Annotated in this window: 19 protein-coding genes; 10 read left to right on the forward strand and 9 right to left on the reverse strand. The window is 38.3% G+C overall.

Going from position 1 to position 22,575, the window contains the following annotated elements; translation table 11 throughout:
- Positions 1 to 131: 131 nt before the first annotated feature.
- Positions 132 to 869 carry a pyruvate formate lyase 1-activating protein gene (pflA, locus tag BTO22_RS07790; RefSeq protein WP_105055005.1) on the forward strand — a complete coding sequence of 246 codons (738 nt, stop codon included), beginning with the start codon at positions 132 to 134 and terminating at the stop codon, positions 867 to 869.
- A 65-nt stretch (positions 870 to 934) separates the two neighbouring features.
- Positions 935 to 2,101 carry a cupin domain-containing protein gene (locus BTO22_RS07795; protein ID WP_181044578.1) on the forward strand — a complete coding sequence of 389 codons (1,167 nt, stop codon included), beginning with the start codon at positions 935 to 937 and terminating at the stop codon, positions 2,099 to 2,101.
- Between the two features lie 106 nt (positions 2,102 to 2,207).
- On the opposite strand, the gene oppF is transcribed toward BTO22_RS07795, so the two are convergent.
- The 5 genes from oppF to BTO22_RS07820 form a co-directional block, all read right to left on the reverse strand.
- Positions 2,208 to 3,203 (reverse strand): murein tripeptide/oligopeptide ABC transporter ATP binding protein OppF, encoded by a 996-nt coding sequence (oppF, locus tag BTO22_RS07800; protein ID WP_105055007.1) that lies wholly within the window; start codon positions 3,201 to 3,203, stop codon positions 2,208 to 2,210.
- Positions 3,203 to 4,168, reverse strand: coding sequence for an ABC transporter ATP-binding protein (locus BTO22_RS07805; protein ID WP_105055008.1), 966 nt, complete (start codon positions 4,166 to 4,168; stop codon positions 3,203 to 3,205). Before BTO22_RS07805 ends, oppF begins: the two co-directional genes overlap by 1 nt.
- A 50-nt stretch (positions 4,169 to 4,218) precedes the next feature.
- Positions 4,219 to 5,121: an oligopeptide ABC transporter permease OppC gene (oppC, locus tag BTO22_RS07810; protein ID WP_105055009.1), complete on the reverse strand. Its 903-nt coding sequence runs from the start codon at positions 5,119 to 5,121 to the stop codon at positions 4,219 to 4,221.
- A gap of 14 nt (positions 5,122 to 5,135) precedes the next feature.
- Positions 5,136 to 6,056, reverse strand: a complete 921-nt coding sequence (gene oppB / locus BTO22_RS07815) for an oligopeptide ABC transporter permease OppB (protein ID WP_105055010.1) — start codon at positions 6,054 to 6,056, stop codon at positions 5,136 to 5,138.
- A 105-nt stretch (positions 6,057 to 6,161) separates the two neighbouring features.
- Entirely contained in the window at positions 6,162 to 7,826 is a 1,665-nt protein-coding gene (locus BTO22_RS07820) for an ABC transporter substrate-binding protein (RefSeq protein ID WP_105055011.1), read from the reverse strand.
- A gap of 614 nt (positions 7,827 to 8,440) precedes the next feature.
- Here BTO22_RS07820 and BTO22_RS07825 point away from each other — a divergent pair.
- On the forward strand, positions 8,441 to 10,978 hold the full coding sequence (locus tag BTO22_RS07825; RefSeq protein WP_105055012.1) for a glycosyl hydrolase family 18 protein: 2,538 nt from the start codon (positions 8,441 to 8,443) through the stop codon (positions 10,976 to 10,978).
- A 104-nt stretch (positions 10,979 to 11,082) separates the two neighbouring features.
- Here BTO22_RS07825 and BTO22_RS07830 read toward each other — a convergent pair whose 3' ends face one another.
- Both BTO22_RS07830 and cysS read right to left on the reverse strand, forming a co-directional pair.
- Entirely contained in the window at positions 11,083 to 11,661 is a 579-nt protein-coding gene (locus BTO22_RS07830) for a thymidine kinase (protein ID WP_105055013.1), read from the reverse strand.
- 81 nt (positions 11,662 to 11,742) lie between these two features.
- Entirely contained in the window at positions 11,743 to 13,131 is a 1,389-nt protein-coding gene (cysS, locus tag BTO22_RS07835; RefSeq protein WP_105055014.1) for a cysteine--tRNA ligase, read from the reverse strand.
- 148 nt (positions 13,132 to 13,279) lie between these two features.
- Here cysS and BTO22_RS07840 point away from each other — a divergent pair, with 148 nt between their 5' ends.
- From BTO22_RS07840 to BTO22_RS07855, 4 genes are all read left to right on the forward strand, one after another.
- Positions 13,280 to 13,777 carry a peptidylprolyl isomerase gene (locus BTO22_RS07840; RefSeq protein WP_105055015.1) on the forward strand — a complete coding sequence of 166 codons (498 nt, stop codon included), beginning with the start codon at positions 13,280 to 13,282 and terminating at the stop codon, positions 13,775 to 13,777.
- Between the two features lie 64 nt (positions 13,778 to 13,841).
- A complete protein-coding gene (lpxH, locus tag BTO22_RS07845) occupies positions 13,842 to 14,567 on the forward strand; it encodes a UDP-2,3-diacylglucosamine diphosphatase (protein WP_105055016.1) in 726 nt (241 codons plus the stop codon).
- Between the two features lie 113 nt (positions 14,568 to 14,680).
- The gene (locus tag BTO22_RS07850) at positions 14,681 to 15,883 is read left to right on the forward strand and encodes an EAL and HDOD domain-containing protein (RefSeq protein WP_105055017.1); all 1,203 of its coding nucleotides are present in this window, start codon (positions 14,681 to 14,683) and stop codon (positions 15,881 to 15,883) included.
- Between the two features lie 15 nt (positions 15,884 to 15,898).
- Complete coding sequence (locus BTO22_RS07855) at positions 15,899 to 16,297, forward strand: YchJ family protein (protein ID WP_105055018.1); 399 nt, start codon at positions 15,899 to 15,901, stop codon at positions 16,295 to 16,297.
- 140 nt (positions 16,298 to 16,437) lie between these two features.
- Here the strand turns inward: BTO22_RS07855 and BTO22_RS07860 are convergent, their stop codons facing one another.
- Positions 16,438 to 17,868 (reverse strand): sodium-dependent transporter, encoded by a 1,431-nt coding sequence (locus BTO22_RS07860; protein ID WP_181044579.1) that lies wholly within the window; start codon positions 17,866 to 17,868, stop codon positions 16,438 to 16,440.
- A gap of 307 nt (positions 17,869 to 18,175) precedes the next feature.
- Here BTO22_RS07860 and cls point away from each other — a divergent pair, with 307 nt between their 5' ends.
- Positions 18,176 to 19,630 (forward strand): cardiolipin synthase, encoded by a 1,455-nt coding sequence (gene cls, locus BTO22_RS07865; protein WP_105055019.1) that lies wholly within the window; start codon positions 18,176 to 18,178, stop codon positions 19,628 to 19,630.
- A 99-nt stretch (positions 19,631 to 19,729) separates the two neighbouring features.
- Here the strand turns inward: cls and folE are convergent, their stop codons facing one another.
- Entirely contained in the window at positions 19,730 to 20,383 is a 654-nt protein-coding gene (gene folE / locus BTO22_RS07870; protein WP_105055020.1) for a GTP cyclohydrolase I FolE, read from the reverse strand.
- A 153-nt stretch (positions 20,384 to 20,536) separates the two neighbouring features.
- Between folE and moeA the strand changes: the two genes are divergently transcribed.
- Complete coding sequence (moeA, locus tag BTO22_RS07875; RefSeq protein ID WP_105055580.1) at positions 20,537 to 21,781, forward strand: molybdopterin molybdotransferase MoeA; 1,245 nt, start codon at positions 20,537 to 20,539, stop codon at positions 21,779 to 21,781.
- Positions 21,782 to 21,794: 13 nt separating this feature from the next.
- Positions 21,795 to 22,544 carry a molybdopterin-synthase adenylyltransferase MoeB gene (moeB, locus tag BTO22_RS07880; protein ID WP_105055021.1) on the forward strand — a complete coding sequence of 250 codons (750 nt, stop codon included), beginning with the start codon at positions 21,795 to 21,797 and terminating at the stop codon, positions 22,542 to 22,544.
- Positions 22,545 to 22,575 lie beyond the last annotated feature (31 nt).

Here is a 22,575-nt window from a genome sequence, read left to right on the forward strand (position 1 = left end):
AGCCATTTTGGTAGGGCTTTTTTATTTCCACTTTCCTCATAATTCCCCCTATTTCTCTATGGTTTGCCCTACTTAATTACCTCAAAGTGTAATAAAATGACCTCATAATTATAGTTCGGAGAAATGTCGTCATGTCTGTAGGTCGTATTCACTCTTTTGAATCTTGTGGTACCGTTGATGGTCCAGGTATTCGCTTTATCATCTTTTTGCAAGGCTGCTTAATGCGTTGCATGTATTGCCATAATCGCGATACTTGGGATACCCATGAAGGTAAAGAAGTTACTGTCACAGAGTTAATTGAAGAAGCGAAAAGCTATCGTCATTTCATGAAAGCATCTGGCGGCGGCATTACTTGTTCTGGTGGCGAAGCGATGCTTCAACCTGAATTTGTTCGTGATTTCTTCCGTGCAGCACAAGCTGAAGGCATGCATACGTGCTTAGATACTAATGGCTATATTCGTAAACATAGCGATGTTATAGATGAAGTATTGGAAGCCTCTGATCTTGTTATGCTTGACCTTAAACAAATGAAAGATGACGTTCATAAAGAATTCATTGGTGTATCCAACGCTCGTGTTCTAGATTTTGCTCGTTACTTACACAAAATCGGTCAAAAAACATGGATCCGCTACGTAATTGTTCCTGGTTATACTGACGATGAAGAATCAGCACACCTACTTGGTGAATTCATTAAAGACATGGATAACATTGAGAAAATTGAATTGCTTCCTTACCACCAATTAGGTGCACATAAATGGGAAGCGATGGGGCTTAGCTACCCTCTTGAAGGCGTTAATCCTCCTTCTAAAGAAACAATGGAAAAAATGGTAGAGATCTTAAGTCAATATAACAATAACGTTAAATACTAACCATTTTACTCATCCTAAATTTATTCTAAATGCCCGACTATCGGGCATTTTTATTGGAAAAAATCATGTATCAATTAAGCTTCTCATTAAAAGAATTCCTTGCGGAGTACTGGCAGAAAAAACCTGTCATTATTAAAGGCGGTTTTGAAAACTTCCAAGACCCTGTTACTCCTGAAGAACTGGCGGGTTTAACACTAGAAAGTGATGTCGATTCTCGCTTTGTATCCAATTTAAATAACGAATGGAAAGCAGAACACGGCCCATTGAGCGAAGAGTTATTTGATACGCTTGGCGAAACCAATTGGTCTATTATTGTTCAAGCGGCTAACCACTGGCACGAAGGTGCAGCAGAGTTATTTAAGCCATTCAAACAAATGCCAAACTGGTTATTTGATGACATCATGATCAGCTACTCTGTGCCTGATGGTGGCGTTGGTCCACACATCGATCAATACGATGTTTTCATCATTCAAGGTCAAGGTAAACGTCATTGGCGTGTTGGTGATATTGGTGAATACGAAGAAGAACACCGTCATGGCGCATTAAAGCAAATCACAGGTTTTGATCCTATCATTGATCAAATCTTAGAACCTGGTGATATTCTTTATATCCCACCGGGCTTCCCACATGATGGCTATGCACTAGAACCATCAATGAGCTATTCTGCTGGCTTCCGCTCTCCAAAAGAGCAAGAGTTAGTAAGTAATTTTGCTGATTTCATTATTGAAAATGAAAAAAGTGATGTGCATTACCACAACCCAGATCTTCAAGCACAAGATCACGGCACTAAAATTACGACACAAAGCTTTGAAGACCTAAAAGCGATGATGTTAAATGCTATGTCGGATGAACAAACGCTAAAGCAATTTATGGGTGAATATTTAAGTAATTCTCGTCATCATTTAAACATCCTTCCTGATTCTGAAAAATGGACAACTGAAGAGTTATTAAGCTATTTACAATCAGGACAAGCTCTGATTAAAGTTGCAGGTATTCGTGCCTTCTATCATGAAGCTGAAGCATGTGAGGATAATATGACGCTTTATATTGATGGTGAAAGCTATGTTTTCCCACTGGCAGTAAAAAATGATGTCATCGCTTTATGTGAAGCTTCAGAATTTACACTTCTTGATATAGAAAATTTACTACAAGATCCACATTCAGTGTCTAACTTACTGCAGTTTGTAAATACCGGTTACTGGTTCGTAGAATCAGAGGAAGACGAAGAATAAAAAAAGCGCGATATAAATAGATTATCGCGCTTAAGCCTGTCACAGGCTGAATGATTAAAAACTGAAATTGCCATCATAATTAATCGAATTATGATGGCTTTTTACATTAGATATCGGTTACAGCTAAACAAGAAACGGCGTGTACATCTGTTCCTTTTAGCTCTGGTTTAGTCTGTGCACATATATCTGTAGCTTGAGGACAACGAGTACGGAATACACAACCAGAAGGTGGACTGATTGGTGAAGGTAAATCACCTTCTAGCATCTCAATTACCTTTGCTCTTTCAAGCTTTGGATCTGGAATTGGTACTGCTGACATTAGCGCTTTTGTATACGGGTGTTTAGGGTTGCTAAATAACGCATCTGACTCACCCAATTCAACCTCATTACCTAAATACATAACCAATACACGATCAGAAATGTGCTTCACTACTGATAAGTCATGAGCAATGAAAACTAAGCTTAATCCTAACTCTTTTTGTAGCTCTTTCAGTAGATTTACTACTTGTGCTTGAATTGAAACATCCAGAGCTGAAACTGGTTCATCACAGATGATCATTTTTGGTTTTAAAATAAGCGCACGCGCAATACCGATACGCTGACATTGCCCACCAGAGAATTCATGAGGGTAACGGTTAATAACATTAGGTAATAAACCTACCTTTGCCATCATTTCTTTTACCCTATCTTTCACTTCATCTTTTGTCAGTTTTGGATAGAAGGTTTGTAATGGTTCAGCAATAATATCGCCTACAGTCATACGTGGATTAAGAGAAGCAAGTGGATCTTGGAAGATCATTTGAATCTCTTTACGTTTTTGGCGTAATGGCTCATCTTCCAGTTTAGTCAAGTCCTGACCAAGCCACACAACTTCACCTTCTGTTGCTTCGACTAAACCAATAATTGCACGAGCAAACGTTGATTTACCACAACCAGACTCACCAACAACACCCAATGTTTCGCCTTCATATAAGCGAACGTTTACACCATCTACCGCTTTTAAATTTGCAGGTTTCGCCCAAGGCCACACTGATTTTGATGGAATGCTAAAGTGAACTTTTAAGTTCTTTATGTCTAATATTAATTTTTTATCTGCTGACATTACCACGTCTCCTGTTCAGAAAAACAAGCACGTAAACGACCGTTTGCAAATGGTTGCAGTATCGGTGCTTCTTGCTTACAACGGTCCATTACACGATGACAACGCTCTTGATAAGGGCAGCCTGTAGGTAATCGAAGTAAGTTTGGTGGATTACCAGGGATAGTTGATAAAATCTCACCCTCTTGATCTAAACGAGGAATAGCTTTTAACAGACCTTCTGCGTATGGATGGCTTGGCTCATAGAAAATTTCATTCACTGAACCATATTCCATTGTACGACCTGCGTACATAACCAACACTTTGTCACACGAACCAGCTACCACACCCAAATCATGGGTGATCATAATAATAGCGGTGTTAAATTCACTTTTAAGTTCATTCAATAACTGCATGATTTGTGCTTGAATCGTTACATCTAGTGCCGTTGTTGGTTCATCAGCGATCAATAATTTTGGACGACATAATAATGCCATTGCTATCATTACACGTTGACGCATACCACCTGAAAACTCATGCGGATACATAGTAATACGCTTACGAGCTTCTGGTATTTTAACCGCTTCTAGCATACGAACTGATTCTTCAAATGCTTCTGCTTTACCCATGCCTTTATGCAACATTAATACTTCCATTAGCTGGTCGCTAACTTTCATATATGGATTTAGAGACGTCATTGGATCTTGGAAAATCATTGCCATCTGTTCCGCACGAATTTTATTCAGCTCTTTTTCAGGAAGATTTAGAACCTCTCTACCTTCAAATTTTGCGCTACCAGTAATAATACCGTTTTTAGCTAATAGACCCATTAGTGCAAATACTGTCTGTGACTTACCAGAGCCTGACTCACCTACGATGCCCAATGTCTCACCTTGCTGAAGTGAAAAATTTAAATCATTTACTGCGGTTACGTTACCATCTTGAGTTGTAAACTCTACGCGCAGATCTTTTACATCTAATAAACTCATAATTCTTTCCTACTCAAATTTGTTTAATAATTAGCTGTCCACACAGAGAATTATCTGTCTTTTGGATCCAGCGCATCACGTAAACCATCACCCACGTAGTTAAAGCAAAATAAGGTAACAACCATAAATAAAGCGGGGAAAGTTAGTTGCCAAATAGCGACTTCCATTGTTTGAGAGCCTTCTTGAAGTAAAGCCCCCCAGCTTGTCATTGGCTCTTGAACACCAAGACCGAGGAAGGATAAGAAAGATTCTGTTAAGATCATACTTGGGATAAGTAACGTTGAATAAACAGCAACAATACCTAATACGTTTGGAACGATATGGCGAGTGATGATACCCCACTTGCTCACACCACAAACGTGTGCCGCTTCGATAAACTCTTTACTACGTAAGCTCAGTGTCTGACCACGAACTATACGAGCCATATCAAGCCAAGCAATTGCACCGATAGCAACAAAGATAAGTACGATATTACGGCCAAAGAATGTCACTAGTACAATTACGAGGAACATAAATGGGACCGCATATAAAATCTCAATAAAACGCATCATGATACGGTCGACTTTACCGCCAACAAATCCTGAAGTTGCACCATAAAGCGTACCGATAAGTACCGCGACAAATGCACCGAGGATACCAACCATTAATGAAATTCTTCCACCAACTAAAGTTCGAACAAAAAGATCTCGCCCTAAACTATCTGTACCAAAAAGGTGAGTCATACTTGGTGCTTCATGCAATGCATACCAATCGGTATCATCATAAGCATACTGACTAAACATAGGTAAAAAAATCACAGCTAATGTCATTACTGTAAGCACACAAAGGCTTATCATTGCCGCTTTGTTTCGCATAAAACGAAGACGCGCATCTTGCCATAAACTACGACCTTCAATCTCTAGATTTTCTGAGAACTTTTCGATCGCTTCTAAATTTTCTTTTTTAGTTAACATACGTCCGTCCCCTATTAAAAACGAATTTTCGGGTCAATTACAGCTAGTAATACATCAACAATCGCGTTGAATAAGATAAATAGGAAACCAATTAAAATGGTAACCCCCATTACTAACGAATAATCACGGTTAAAAGCTGCATTTACGAATAACTTACCAATACCTGGCAAACCAAAAATGGTTTCGATAACAACAGAACCGGTGATAATACCTACGAATGCTGGACCCATATAAGAAACAACAGGTAGCATTGCTGGTTTTAACGCATGTTTTAGAACGATGTAGCGGTAACTTAATCCTTTTGCTCGAGCCGTACGAATAAAGTTACTATTAAGTGTTTCAATCATGCTACCGCGAGTGATACGAGCAAACGTTGCTACGTAGAGAAAGGACATACCCATAATTGGTAAAAACATGTATTTAAATGAACCATCATGCCAGCCCCCGGCAGAGAACCAACCAAGTTCAATAGAAAAGAGATAAATAAGTGCAGGGGCCAATACAAAGGATGGCATTACGACCCCTATCATGGCTGTTGACATTATACTGTAATCTAACCAGGTATTTTGCCTCAATGCGGCTAACGTACCAATGGAGACACCAAGTACAACGGTAAAGATAAAGGCAAAAAAACCGACTTTTGCAGAAACGGGTAATGCCGCTTCAACCAGCTCATTAACTGTGTAATCTTGGTATTTAAATGATGGTCCAAAATCACCTTGCAGAATGTTTCCAAGGTAAGTGGTGTATTGTTCAAATACAGGCTTATCTAAACCATACTTTGCATTGATATTCGCCATTACTTCTGGCGGAAGTGGCCGTTCTGTAGAAAATGGGTTACCAGGAGCAAACCTCATTAAAAAAAATGAGATAGTGATCAATACCAACATTGTTGGGATTGCTTCAAGGATCCGTTTGATAATGAATTGAAACATAATTCACTCTTCCAGTCTGTGACAAAAAATAAAATAAAGATCGATCTAACCACTACACGCTATCCTGCGTGTAGTGGCTTTTTTTATAGTTTTAGTTACTACTAATTACTTAGCTTTGATGTAAAGATCTTTTGAGTAGATTTTCTCTTCTGCGTTTCCTGTTGGGAAACCACCAACTTGAGGGGATAATAGACGAGATTTAACGTACTGATAGATAGGCGCAATTGGCATATCTTTCGCTAATAGCTGCTCAGCTTGTAGATAGATAGCAGTACGCTCTTCTTCTGAAGTTGATGCCAATGCTTTTTCAATCAATGCATCATATTCAGCACTTCCGTAATGTTGACCGCCAGTTGTATTCTTACTAACCATTAATGTTAAAAAAGCAGATGCTTCATTGTAATCACCACACCAGCCAGCACGTGCTACTTCAAATTGACCTTGGTCTTTTGAATCTAGGTAGGTTTTCCATTCTTGGTTTTCTAAAACAACTTCTAAGCCAAGAGTCTTCTTCCACATAGAGCCTGCAGCGACTGCAATTTTCTTATGGTTTTCTGACGTATTGTATAGAAGAGTAAATTTAAGTGGATTTTCAGGACCAAAGCCGGCTTCAGCTAATAGACGTTTTGCTTCAGCATTCCGTTCATCTTGCGTCATTTTTCCGTAAACAGGAAGCTCAGGGTTAAAGCCTGCAGTAATTTCTGGTGTTAAGAAATACGCTGGTTTTTGACCTTGGCCTAAAATGACATCAGAAATAATTGGGCGGTCAATGGCATAAGAGATAGCTTTACGAACTCGAACGTCATCAAACGGTGCTTTTTTTGTATTAAACGAGTAGTAGTAAGTACATAGACTACCAACAACTGAAACAGATTCAGGCTCTTCTTTTTTTAGGCGTTTAAAGTGCTCCACAGGCAATTCGTTTGTAAAATCCAACTCGCCAGAAAGGAAACGATTCATTTCTGACACTTGATTTTCAATCGGTAAGAAAGTGACTTTATTGATTTTCGTATTCGCGTTATCCCAATACTGTTCGTTACGAACTAGATCTAAACGCTCATTCACAACCCATTGGTCAACAACATAAGCACCATTACCAACAAAATTACCCGGCTTAGTCCACTGGTCACCAAATTTTTCAATCGTTGCTTTATGAACAGGTTTTACTGTTGTGTGACCCATCATTTTAACAAAGTAAGGAACAGCAGTATCAAGTTGAACTTCTAAAGTGTTGGCATCAATTGCTTTAACACCTAGTTCACTCTTATCTTTTTTACCCGCAACGATGTCTTTAGCATTCGCCATCTTAGTATATTCCATATACCAAGAGTAAGGAGATGCAGTTGCAGGATCAACAGCACGTTGGAAGCTGTATACGAAATCATCTGCAGTTACAGGATCGCCATTTGACCACTTAGCATCTTTACGTAAATGGAAAATAAATTTTTGGTTGTCCGTTGTTTCCCAACTTTCTGCAACACCAGGAATGGTATTACCTTCTGCATCTTGATTCACCAGACCTTCAAGTAAATCACGAATCACGTGAGACTCAGGTACACCTTGAGACTTATGAGGATCAAGAGTTGCAACTTCAGTACCATTACCACGAGTCAGTTCTTGAACATCTGCATAAACCACTTCTGTCGACATTGGTTTTTCAGCAGGTTTAGTTTCTTTAACTGGTTGCTCTGCGGTTTTATCTCCACAGCCGACAAGTGTTAGTGACAGGCCACCAAGCAAGATCGCTTGTGTAATTTTATTCTTATACATGCATTAACTCCAATACATTTTATTTAGCTTCCATGACACTCTTCGGGCAAAACGACTTGCCAATCATTTATTATCTAAAAACGTGAAATACGCTTAAAAAACATAAAAACCTTCGAAGAATTGTGGGAAACATTATCAATCATTGAAGTAACTTGCCACATTTTTGTTACAAAACGCCTAATAATTTTTAAAAACATCACAATCAGCAGGATAAACGACCACATTTTAACCTTTCAGTAAATATGAGTACCAATACACTATAAAAAAAATAAAATTTCATACTATTTCGACTAGAAGAATATTAAAAAAAGAATAGAAAGCTAAAAAACCGCTCAAAATACAGATAAAAACACTAATTAATAGCTTTTTTTACGCAAAAAAGTTAATTAACTCTAATAATTAAGCACCTTAATTAACGCAATACATAAAACATAAATTTTAGACAGACCCTTCATTATTTTAGCTGAATTACAAATAAAACATGTTGATTATCCTAGATTGCTACCAAACTCAGCATCGCAATTGGATATTTATAAAATATGAACAAAAATAGTAGCAATGCTGAATTTTTCAGCAGCAATCCATTTAGGATTAATTAATCAAGGATGTTATTTATGTTTAAAAATAAACTAGGGGTTTGCTCTGCAGCAATTGCCCTTGCTCTATCCGCTCCAGGCTATGCTGCGGTCCCTGGCCAAGCAATTATTTCTTGGATGGAAAGTGATTTTTCAATTATCGATGTAGATCAAGCTGCTACCTCATATAAAGATTTAGTGACAATTAAAGAATTTGCAGAAGTACCTGTTACTTGGGATCGCTGGTCTGGTGAATCTGCAGAAAAATGGCGCGTGCTATTAAATGGCGTTGTGGTTCATGAAGAAGCGGTTTCTCCTTCAGCTTCACAAAAAGCCTCTACGGTTCTACAAGTTCGTCAAGGCGGTCAATACGAAATGACGGTAGAACTTTGTAATGGCTCAGGCGCAACAGAAGAATGTAGCACCAGTGCAGCCAAAGCAATTGTTGTTGCCGATACTGATGGTAGCCATTTAGATCCTCTGCCAATGAATGTCGATCCTGCTAATGGAAATTACACCACGCCTGATGGAATGGTTTCTGGTGCTTATTTTGTTGAATGGGGGGTTTACGGTCGTAAGTTTGCTGTTGACCAAATTCCAGCACAAAATCTAACCCATATTCTTTATGGTTTTGTTCCTATCTGTGGCCCTAACCCTTCTTTAGGTGAAATTGAAAACGGCAACAGCTTAGCTGCTCTAAACCGTGCTTGTGCAGGAACTCCTGACTATGAAGTTGTTATTCATGACCCATGGGCTGCTGTTCAAATGCCGCAGCCTCAATCTGGTCACGTTCATAGTACTCCTTATAAAGGGACTTATGGACAAATGATGGCACTTAAGCAACGTTATCCAGACCTAAAAATTGTTCCATCAATCGGTGGTTGGACTTTATCAGACCCTTTTTATGACTTTGTTGATAAACCTAAGCGAGACATCTTCGTTGCTTCAGTTAAAAAATTCCTTAAAACATGGAAATTTTATGATGGTGTAGATATCGATTGGGAATTCCCTGGTGGTGACGGTGCAAGTGCAACAGGTGGTGACCCTGTAAATGATGGCCCAGCTTATGTTGCATTAATGCAAGAACTAAGAGCAATGCTTGATGAGTTAAGTGCTGAAACAGGTAAAACGTATGAGTTAACCTCTGCGATTGGTGCTGGTTACGATAAGATTGAGGATGTTGATTATGCAGCAGCTTCTCAATATATGGATTATATCTTTGCGATGACTTATGACTTCTTTGGCGGCTGGAATAACGTCGTTGGGCATCAAACTGCATTAAACTGTGGCTCACACATGTCACAAGGCGAATGTGATGGAACAGGGTTAGATGATAAAGGCGAGCCTCGTAAAGGTCCTGCTTATACAATCACTAATGCGATCGACTTATTACTTGCTCAAGGTGTTGATGCTAAAAAATTAGTCGTTGGTGCTGCTATGTATGCGCGTGGCTGGACTGGTGTTACACGTGACAGCATGACTGACCCGACAAACCCTATGACAGGTGTTGGTAATGGTAAAGTTGCTGGTTCTTGGGAAGCTGGCGTAATTGATTATAAAGATGTAGTGACCAATTACGTAAATAAAGCAGGTGTTGAAGTAGGTTATGATGACATTGCTCAAGCTGCATATGCTTATGACCCAAGCAATGGTGATTTAATCACTTATGACAATAAACAATCTGTACTTGCTAAAGGTGAATACGTTCGTTCACTTGGTTTAGGTGGCTTATTTGCATGGGAAATTGACGCAGATAATGGTGATATTCTTAATGCAATGCAAGAAGGTCTTGCTGGTGATGGTACGGTAATTCCTCCAGTAAATAAGAAACCAATTGCTAATGCCGGAGTTGATATTGCTGTTATCGCTCCTGCTACAGTTCAACTTGATGGATCTTTATCATCAGACAGCGATGGAACTATTGTCTCTTATGTTTGGACTCAAACCTCTGGTCCAGTAATAACATTAAGCAATCCAAATAGTGCTAACGCTAGTTTTTCTACCGATGGTTTTGCTCAATCTGAAACTCTACAATTTACATTAACGGTAACTGACAATAAAGGCGCAACAGCTTCTGACTCTACCTCTGTAGCAGTCACAGTTGAGGGAACTGAACCAGTTAATACCCCACCAGTGGCAGCAATTATTGCACCAAGCTCTGTCAATAAAGGTGATGTCGTTATATTGGATGCCTCTTCTTCTACTGATGCAGATAACGATCCCCTTACGTTTACGTGGGCTGTTCCATCAGGAATAGATGCAACGGTTACAGGGTCTAAAGTAACCTTTACTGCAGGTTCTTATACAACAGATACTCCGTTATCATTCTCGGTAACTGCAAATGATGGCCAAGCATCAAATACAGCAACAGTAAGCGTTACTGTACTAAAAGATGTTGGGAACCCACCTGTAACTTGTGACAATGCATGGGATGCAACAGCGGTTTACACTGGTGGCGATCAAGTGTCTCAAGCAGGTAAAACATGGGAAGCAAAATGGTGGACTCAAGGTAATGATCCATCAACCTCTGGTGAATGGGGAGTATGGAAGGAAGTAGGTATTTCTACTTGTAATTAATACTCTTTTAAAACGACGATAAAAAGGCCAAATCCATTACAATGGATTTGGCCTTAATTTCTTCACTATAAGAATTCACATATCCATTGCTATTGGCACTGGTTTTATTTACCTAACGCCTCTTTATAGTGAGTACGACAAACTGATACATACAATTCATTACCACCAATAGCAACTTGATCGCCATCAGCAATAGCAACCCCATGCTCATCAGTACGAATAACCATGTTCGCTTTACGGCCACAATGACAAATTGTTTTTAGTTCAACTAATTTATCAGCCCAAGATAACAAGTACTTACTGCCTTCAAATAGTTCACCTAAAAAATCAGTACGTAAACCATAACACAACGCAGGAATATGCAGCTTATCAACTACTTCTGTTAGCTGATAAACTTGTTCTTTAGTTAAGAATTGGCATTCATCAATTAACACACAATGAAGTTTCTCTTTTTCATGAAGTGTTTTAATTACCTCAAACAAATCCATATCAGTATTAAATAAATGCGCATCCGCATCTAAACCAATACGAGAACTCACTTTTCCCACACCATAACGATCATCAATAGCTGCAGTGAAAATTGCAGGGTTCATTCCGCGTTCTTGATAATTAAAAGACGATTGAAGAAGTGTTGTTGATTTACCCGCATTCATTGCTGAGTAATAAAAGTACATTTGAGCCACAAATGTGTCCTCTATTAAAGTTTAAAAATTTGGTAATAAAAAAGGCTGGAAATACCAGCCCTTTATATAAAACTGTTTATATTATTTACGACGCCATGTCGTGCCCTCTGGGCCATCTTCAAGAACAATATTTAGCGCTGCAATAGCATCACGAGCGGCATCAGCAGCTGCCCAATCTTTTGCTGCACGAGCATCATTACGCGCTTTAATCAATGCTTCAATTTCAGCAACTTCATCATCGCTGCCACTATCGCCTTGTAAAAAAGCTTCTGGATCTTGAGATAATAAGCCTAATACTTCAGCAAGTTCACGCATCAACGCACCAAGCTTAGAGGCAGCTTCAACATTTTCTGTTTTCAGGCGGTTTACTTCACGCGCCATCTCAAACAATACAGAATAAGCCTCTGGCGTATTGAAATCATCATTCATTGCGGTTGAAAAACGAGAAACAAACTCTTCACCACCAGCAGCAGTAACGGTTAAATCAAGGCCACGTAAAGAGGTATACAAACGCTCTAGTGAAGCACGAGCTTGGTTTAAATTATCTTCACTGTAATTCAATTGGCTACGGTAATGACCAGACATTAAGAAATAGCGAACTGTTTCAGAATCGTAATGCGCTAATACGTCACGGATAGTAAAAAAGTTTCCTAATGACTTAGACATTTTTTCACGGTCAACCATTACCATGCCGCTGTGCATCCAAGTATTTACGTACTTAGAATCATGTGCGCAACATGATTGAGCGATTTCATTTTCATGATGTGGGAACATAAGGTCAGAGCCCCCCCCATGAATATCAAAATGATTACCCAAAATAGAAGAGTTCATTGCAGAACATTCGATATGCCAGCCTGGACGGCCAGGACCCCATGGTGATTCCCATGTTGGTTCGCCTGGTTTAGACATTTTCCATAATACGAAGTCCATACCACTACGCTTTACACTTGCTTCTTCAATTGTGACGCGAGAGCCCGCTTGAAGTTGCTCAAGGTCTTGACGAGAAAGGCGACCGTATTCGTCGTATTTTTTCACTTCAAACATAACATCACCATTAGATGCAACGTAAGCAAAACCACGCTCGATCAAACGCTCTACTAACTCTACAATTTCAGTAATGTATTCTGTTGCTCTTGGTTCAACATCTGGACGTTTCATATTTAAAGCGTCAAAATCAGCATGCATATCAGCAATTAGACGCTCAGTTAATGTATCACACGTTTCGCCATTTTCAGCGGCACGTTTAATGATCTTATCGTCAATATCTGTAATGTTACGAACAAAAGTAAGATCGTAACCTAAAAAACGTAAATAACGAGAAATCACATCAAAAGAGACAAACGTACGGCCATGACCAATATGACACAAGTCGTAAATGGTAACCCCACACACATACATACCGATTTTACCTTCGGTAATTGGTTTAAATTCTTCTTTTTGGCGTGTAAGTGAGTTATATATTTTCAACATGCTCTTTTTTTACTCATTATTTGTTTAAAGGATATATAAAGGCTATTAAACCTATATTAAGTAATGATAGCAAGAAAATTCCCTGTAGATCCTCCTTAATCTTAGGTAAAATCAAATTCTATTTAAATACAATTACAAAGGTAATTTCATGATCATCCTTCACACATCTTTTGGTGACATCACAGTTAAACTTCACGAAGATAAAGCACCTGCAACTTGTGCTAACTTCTTACAATACTGTCAAGAAGGTTTCTACGACAACACGCTTTTCCACCGTGTAATTGATGGCTTTATGGTTCAAGGCGGCGGCATGACTGCTGGTCTTGAAGAAAAAACTGGCCGTGCAACAATCAAAAACGAAGCAAACAATGGCCTAAGCAACAAAGTAGGTACATTAGCAATGGCTCGTACTATGGAACCGCATTCAGCAAGTTCTCAATTCTTCATCAACGTTAATGACAACAAATTCCTAGATTTTAAATCTGAGTCTATGGATGGTTGGGGTTACTGTGTATTCGCTGAAGTTGTTGAAGGTATGGACGTAGTAAATAAAATCAAAGGTGTTGCAACAGGTAACTACGGTTATGTACACCAAGATGTTCCAGTTGAAGAAGTATTCATTACTGGTGCAACAATTACAGAATAATTCTGTTTTTATGCCAGCTTTATAAATTAGAGCTGGCATCATCCTAATAAACCAAAAGCATTTTATGACTATTCTATTTATCTCTGATCTCCACCTATCCCCTCTTAGACCTGAAATCACTGATTGCTTTCTAGATTTTATGAGCAATGAAGCTATTCATGCAGAAAAGCTTTATGTATTAGGTGATTTATTTGAATTTTGGATTGGCGATGATGATAACTCACCATTTAATGTTGTAATTAAAGATGCATTTAAAGCGTTAACCCAACAAGGTGTTGAGTGTTACTTTATTCAAGGAAACCGAGACTTCTTACTTAATAAGCGCTTTTGTAAAGAAACCGGAGTTCAACTTTTAGCTGACCACACCGTTATTCATATGGATGGCGAAAAAGTTCTAATCATGCACGGTGATACGCTTTGTATTGATGACATCAAATATCAAGAATTCCGCGCAAAAGTTCACCAACCATGGCTCCAATGGGTATTCAATCGTATCCCTCTTTTTATACGTCAACGTATTGTTAAAAACGTACAAGATAAAATCAAAGAGAAGAAACAACATAAAGAATTAACGATTATGGATGTCACTCAGAGTGAGGTTGAAAAAGTGATGTCAGAAGAAGGTGTAAAAAGGTTGATTCATGGGCACACTCACCGTCCAGATACTCATGTTTTCACTTTTAATGATCAAGAAATGACTCGTATTGTACTTGGGGATTGGTATACGCAAGGCTCGATTCTTGAATATAAGAACAATATATATACACTTCATGAAAAAAGTTTTAAATAAATCACATTAATAACCCACTCTTATTTTGTAATAAGGAGGATCATAGTCTTTTCTTAATAAAGAGATTATGATTAGGCCAGTTTCGATTCAACACGCTGTAGAGAATAACGTTTATGTATTCATATGTTGCTCGTCAACCTATCTTAGACATCAAAAAAAATACGATTGGTTACGAATTATTATTCCGAGATGGTCCCAAAAATACGTTTCCAGCAGTAGAAGCAGAAGAAGCAACAAGTCGATTACTATCTGATCACTTTTTAAGCTCACAGTGTAATGCTATCAATGATAAATTAGGCTTTGTAAATTTTCCTCAACAAAGTTTAATTAACTTAGTTCCAATGCTATTTAACTCCCATAATCTAGTCGTTGAGATCCTTGAGGATTGTATCCCAAACCAAGACTTACTTAATGCAGTTAAAACTCTTGCAGAACGCGGCTATAAATTAGCACTTGATGATTTCGAACCAAATCCTCAATGGACTCCATTTTTACCTTATATAGACATTATTAAGTTTGATATTCGTACTACACCTATTTTAAAAGCAAAACTATTCATTCGTCATTGTGAAAAATATAATATTTCTTTCCTTGCTGAAAAAGTAGAGACTTATGAAGAATTTGAGCAAGCAAAAGCCGCTGGGTTTATTTATTTTCAAGGTTATTTTTTCAGTAAACCAGAAATGTTTCAACAGCGAGCGATTCAACCAAATCAATTGTCAATAATGCAGCTATATAAAGAAATCTCAGCACCGATTGTTGACTTTAATGCCGTTGAAAAATACTTAGTTCAAGATGTCTCATTATCTTATAAATTACTGCGTTTTGTTAATGCCTCTTCAGTCATTGATAAACCAATAACCTCTTTTAAGCAGGCTCTTGTCTATTTAGGTGAAACCAAGTTACGTCAATTTGTATCGCTGGTTGCTGTCGCTCATGCAACACAACACAAACCACAATCTCTTTATACTCTTTCCATACATCGTGCAAAGTTATGTGAGTTAATTGTAAATAAAACCAATATCAACCTAGAACCAAACCAAGCATTTTTAGTCGGTTTGTTCTCACTATTAGAACCTTTATTAGATCAACCTTTGAATAGTCTGATCCAGCACTTACCAATTTCGACTGAAATAAAGCTAGCATTAACAGAGCGTCAAGGTTCTTTAGGTAAATTAATCTTAGCGATAGAAAGTTATGAAAAAGCCAATTGGAACACCGTATCTCAATGTTGTGTTTCCTTGAAAATTACAGAACAAGAATTTACAACCTGTTATAAAGAATCTGCCGAATGGGTAGATGACATAGAAAAATAGAGAACAAACGCCATTATGCCTAAAAAAAATCATTGTCCATGTGGTACAAAAAAAAATTATTCTGTTTGTTGTGAGCCAATTCATAACAACCATGAATTAGCAAAAACACCAGAATTACTAATGCGTTCTCGTTATAGTGCTCATGTGAAACAATTGACACAATATATTGTTGATACTTACCATCCCTGTTGTCACGCTAAAGAGTTTAGAGATGGTATAGAAGAATCTATAGAGCTCGAGTGGCGAAAACTGAAAGTTGTATCTTCACACTTATCAGATACTAGCGATGATGAAGGTTTTGTTTCTTTTAAAGCAACCTATTCTGAAAATGGGCAATTACATCAATTAAAAGAACACTCTCGCTTCCTAAAAGAAGATGGAAAATGGTACTACGTTGATGGTGAGATTGAATAAACCATACTCTCACATTAAAATACATTAAGGCCTGATATTTATATCAGGCTTTTTCATTTCCATTAAATCAAAAAAACGAGGGTCATAAGACTCTCGTTTATATTTAATAGTTCTGTATATTTACTGCCACTTATCTTAAATTAGAACTTCTTAGAAATAAGCGCAGAACCAGCAATAATAGCAACACCTAACAGCATGATTGGGCCTTTACCACCATCAAAGCCAGATGAAATCCCCATGAATGCAACGATTGCGATTGCAACAGGAATAATATACTTAACCAATGCGTACCATAAACCAAATAGTGGAAATTTAATTTCACCGCCATTGGTTACTTCATCTTCAAGATCTTCACGTTTCAATCTCCAACCAGCGAAGATACATACCAACATACCACCAACAGCTAAGAATATCTTATCAGTTAATAAATCAAAGATATCAAACGCACCAGTATCAAACAATGTTGGTCCAAGACCACCTAAAGATAATGAAGCAAACACACATAAAATAGCCATTACAGAACTTGCAGCAATTACCGCTTTAATTCGAGTAAATTTCTTCTCATCAATTAAGTAAGAAACGACTACTTCTAGTAGAGATACTGAAGACGTTAATGCTGCAACACTTAAACCAATAAAGAATAATAAGGCAAGCAGAAGACCAATCAGGCCACCCATCTCGGCAAATATTTGTGGAACAACAACAAACACCAAACCTGGACCGGCTGTCGGCGCCATGCCAAATGCAAACATTGCAGGGAACATAGCGACACCAGCAAGAACAGCAACACCTGTATCCATTGCCGTAACCATCGCGGTTGTTTGAACTAAATTCTCTTTTTTCTTCAGGTAAGAACCATAAGTCATCATACAACCCATACCAAGAGATAATGAGAAGAAGGCTTGACCTAACGCAGCAAGAATTACATTACTGTCAATTTTAGAAAAATCAGGACTAAATAAGAAATCAAGACCAGCCATCGCACCTGGAAGCATTAATCCTTTTACAGAAACAATGACTAAGATAAGAAACAGTAAAGGCATTAATATTTTACCGGCTTTCTCTATACCACCAGAAATCCCTTTTATTACTATAACAATGTTTAGAAGTAGGTATAACCCCATCCACATAAGCGGCTCTACAGGGTTCGAGATAAAAGCACCAAAGCTATCGCCAATAGCGGATGGAGTATCTAAAAGCCCCGTACCTACTTTAGCAATATAAGCAATGGCCCAACCACCGACTACCGGGTAGAAGCCCATGATCAATAGACCACTGACAACGCCAATAACACCAGCAAAAGTCCAACGACGATCTGTCGATTTAAATGCACCTACTGCAGATTTTTGAGTTCGTCGGCCGATAGCAAATTCAGTCAACATCACACTAAAACCAATAAAAATCACGAAGAATAAGTAGATAGCAACAAATGCACCACCACCATTTTCTCCGGCTGTATATGGGAATTTCCAAATGTTACCTAAACCAACAGCAGATCCTGCCGCAGCCATTACAAATCCTAATTTTGAACCCCAGGTATCACGGGGATTAGTGGTATTACTCATAGCCACAAGTTCTCCAAATATTTTATATCGTTATATATGCGCTGTGTTTGTATATGAGCATCAAAATGGTGTACAAAAAAGTATACACTTATAAAAGGTTGGGTTAACGCTCAATATTGCAAGTAGAACAGTTTAGGAATAAAATTGAAAGCCCTTATGTTAAATTTTTTAACGTATACCTCTCTTTTTTAACTTAAATATTTACAAAACCATCAATGAATTTTATTTTGTAAATTTTTCCCTCCTTATCTACTCTTTTCCTACAACACCTGATTTAATAGAGATTCATTTACTATTTCAATGACAAAGGCTAATGGATAAATTTTATCAAGCACTTACTCTTATTGGTTTTATTTTATATTGGCTACTCGTCGCCGGTGTAACGATACGTGTTGTTTTTAAACCAAGACCTGTTGGTGTCTCTTTAGCTTGGTTAATGATCATTTATATCATTCCAGTATTAGGGGTAATGGCATATTTCTTAATTGGAGAACTGAATCTTGGCCGAACCCGTGGTGAACGAGCTAGAGCTATGTTTACTCCTTATGAAGAATGGTTTGCACAAGTCCATAATTGTCAGCACCACCAACCTCAATCTATTTCTCATAGAATCTCAGCAATTCATAATCTCTGCTCAAATAGATTAGGTATTCCCGCGTTGAGTGGCGATACTCTTTCGCTATTAAATACACCATCTGAAATTTTAATGGCTATTGTTAGAGATATTGAAAAAGCAGAACATGAAATCAATATGGAGTTTTACATTTGGCATCATGGGGGGCTAGCTGACAGTGTTGCAAGTGCATTAATAAAAGCAGCAAAACGTGGCGTTGTCGTTAATGTACTTTTAGATTCGGCAGGAAGTATCGATTTCTTTAAAAGTCATTGGCCTAAGCTTCTTAGAAGTTCAGGCGTCAATATTGTAGAAGCACTCAGTGTTAGCCCTCTTCGTATGTTTTTTAGACGGTTAGATTTACGTCTCCATCGTAAAATTGTCGTCATCGATAATATGATTGCTTATACCGGTTCAATGAATCTAGTTGATCCTCAATATTTCAAGCAAAACTCAGGGGTTGGGCAATGGGTTGACGTAATGATCCGCTTAACTGGTCCTAATGTCGCAGTGTTAAATACGATTCATGCGTGGGATTGGGAAGTAGAAACAGGGATCAGAGAATTACCGACGTTACCTGAATGTCCTATTTCAATAGACCCATTCAATCACACAACTCAAGTGGTTCCATCAGGGCCAGGGATGCCTGATGATATTATTCAACAGGTTTTAATCACTGCAATTAATCAAGCAAGAACATCAATTACGATCACAACTCCTTATTTTGTGCCTAGTGAAATATTGCTTCATACATTACGAACTACAGCACATCGAGGAGTTGAAGTTAAATTAATTTTACCGAAGAAAAATGACTCATTGATGGTGAGTTGGGCATCTAAATCTTTCTTTGAGACACTACTTAAAGCCGGTGTTCAAATCCATGAATTTAATGGAGGGCTATTGCATACCAAATCCGTCGTTATTGATAATAGCCATTGTATTATTGGTACCGTCAACTTAGATATGCGAAGTTTTTGGCTCAACTTTGAAGTAAGTTTAATTGTTGATGATCCTGAATTTACTAAACAACTCTCATGGGTTCTTGATAGTTACTTAGATCAATCAACACCTGTTGATTTAGCAACTTGGCAACAACGTAATTTACCGCATCGTTTTACTGAACGATTCTTTTCTATGTTTAGTCCATTGCTTTAACAGTACTAATTCCAAAACTTAATATAAGAAAATCTAATAAACATAAAAAAGCCCGTCTCTTAGCATTTAAGTGACGGGCTTTTAAATATCATATTTCTATTAACGAATACCGCTTAAAAACTCATGTCTTGTTGCTGGGTTTCGTTTAAAAATCCCACCAAGAGCAGTGGTTGTTGTACTGCTTGTTGCGTCCATAATGCCACGAGATTTAACGCAATAATGCGTAGCTTCCATCGTTATCGCAACATCATCACTACCAAGTAACGTTTGCAACGCAACTAAAATTTGTTGAGTCATGCGTTCTTGCACTTGTGGGCGCTGCGCAAAGAATCGAACAATACGATTAATTTTAGATAAGCCAATAATTTTCTGACGAGGGATATAAGCAACCGTTGCTTTCCCGTCAATAGTGACTAAGTGATGCTCACAAGTACTAGTAAGCGTAATATCATTCACTCGTACCATTTCATCACAATTCATCTTATTTTCAATGACAGTAATTTTAGGGAAATTCGCGTAATCTAAACCAGAAAAAATCTCATCTACATACATTTTAGCAATTCGGTGAGGCGTTTCCTCTAAACTATCATCACTAAGATCTAGACTTAACAGCGTTAAGATTTCACGCATGTGGTCTTCTATACGTTCTTTTTTTTCTTCACGACTAATTCCATTTTCCTTCATTGGCGTCTCAAGACCACGCGCGATAAGGGCATCACGCACTAAAATGGCTGATTCACTGAATGATGACATCGTATACTCCAAATAACCTAATCAATTGAACTTTGCTAAGGATACTCGCTCTGTCAGATAAATACACCCTGATTTTACTGGGTCTATTAGATGTTCAGAGGTAAAATATGATAATGTGCAGTCATTATTACTATTAATTTAGAGAGTATCATGATGGATTGCTGCGCAACTCAAGGTTTGATCCCCGTAGAAACCGCTTTGGACACCCTTTTATCTCAAGTTTCCCCTATCTCAAATACAAACACATTACCGCTTTCTGATGCGATTGGTTTTGTTTTAGCTGAAGATATCTGCTCTCCAATTAATGTTCCTCCTTTTGCAAACTCTGCAATGGATGGCTATGCCGTTCGTATCTCTGACTTAGAGCAATCCTTAACACTGCCTCTAACAGGAAAATCATTTGCAGGGATCCCCTTTGAAGGAAAGTGGGCAGCACAAAGTACCATCAGAATCATGACCGGAGCAAAAATCCCTGAGGGTTGTGACGCCGTTATTATGCAAGAACTGACTTCAGATTCAGGCGGTAACATTACCTTTGATCTGTCTTTAGCTGATGTTAAACCACAAACCAATATCCGCCCAATTGGTGATGATGTTGCTCAAGGACAAACCGTTTTAGAAAAAGGCCATCGCTTAACACCACGAGATATCCCTCTAATTGCTTCTTTAGGCATTAATGATATTCCAGTGGTAGTAAAACCAAAAGTTGCCTTCTTCTCTACCGGTGATGAGCTAAAACCGTTAGGCCAACCATTAGAAGATGGTCAGATCTACGACAGTAACCGCTATGGTATCAAAGTACTCATCGAACGTTTTGGTTGCGAAGCTATTGATTTAGGTATCATCCCTGATTGCCCAAAAACACTAAAAGAAGTGTTCTTAAAAGCAGATAAAGAAGCCGATGTTGTCGTTACTTCTGGCGGAGTAAGCGTTGGTGAAGCTGATTATACAAAAGACATTTTAGATGAACTCGGGAAAATTGGCTTTTGGAAGCTCGCGATTAAACCGGGTAAACCGTTCGCATTTGGTAATTTACCAAATTCTTATTTCTGCGGATTACCAGGTAATCCAGTTTCTGCGATGCTAACCATGTATGTGTTAGTTCAGCCAATGTTAGCGAAATTAGCGGGTCACTCAAAGTGGGAAGCACCACAATCCATCCCTGCCGTCTCAACAACACTATTTAAGAAACGCCCAGGCCGTACAGATTATCAGCGTGGCATTTACTCTATTAATGCTCAAGGACAATTTGAAGTAGCAACAACAGGCAACCAAGGTTCAGGCGCATTCAGCTCAATGAGTGTTGCAAACTGTTTTGTTGTGTTAGAACGCGAGCGCGGCCGTGTTGAAGCGGGCGAAATGGTCACTATTGAATTGTTTAACTCTTCTTTGTATTAAAGAGCATTTAAAGATGGCTGAATTAACCGATCAAGAAATGTTGCGCTACAATCGTCAAATCATTCTAAGAAATTTTGATTTTGATGGTCAAGAACGCTTAAAAGAAAGTTCAATTCTAATTATTGGTGCTGGCGGTTTAGGCTGTGCTTCGAGCCAATATTTAGCAGCTGCGGGTGTGGGAAAGCTCACCCTAGTGGACGATGATATTGTTGAACTCTCTAATCTCCAACGCCAAGTTCTTCATTGCGATGAAACCATTGGAGGTAAAAAAGTTATTTCTGCAAAAATGGCATTGAATCGCATCAATCCTCATTGCCATATTGATACTCTTGATAAGCGCTTATCTGATGATGAGTTACGTACACTTATTACTAATCATGATCTAGTACTAGATGGTACTGATAACGTAGATACTCGTAATCAATTAAATCGCTTATGCTTTGAGTCAAAAACACCATTGGTATCTGGTGCAGCGATACGCATGGAAGGTCAAGTAAGCGTTTATACTTATCAAGATAATGAACCATGTTATCAGTGCTTAAGCAGTTTATTTGGTCAACAAACATTAACCTGTGTTGAAGCTGGAGTAATGTCCCCTGTCGTTGGGATTATTGGCGCAACTCAAGCCTTGGAAGCAATTAAAGTATTAGCTAATTATGGCCAACCGCTGATCAATAAATTACTAATATTAGATGCCCTTTCAATGAACTGGCGTGAAATGAAGTTGATGAAGCAATCTTCATGTTCGGTATGCTCTATATAAGTTCACTGGTCATTTAAAGCTACTTATCTAC

The organism is Aliivibrio sifiae, assembly GCF_002954705.1.
Taxonomy (GTDB): domain Bacteria; phylum Pseudomonadota; class Gammaproteobacteria; order Enterobacterales; family Vibrionaceae; genus Aliivibrio; species Aliivibrio sifiae_A.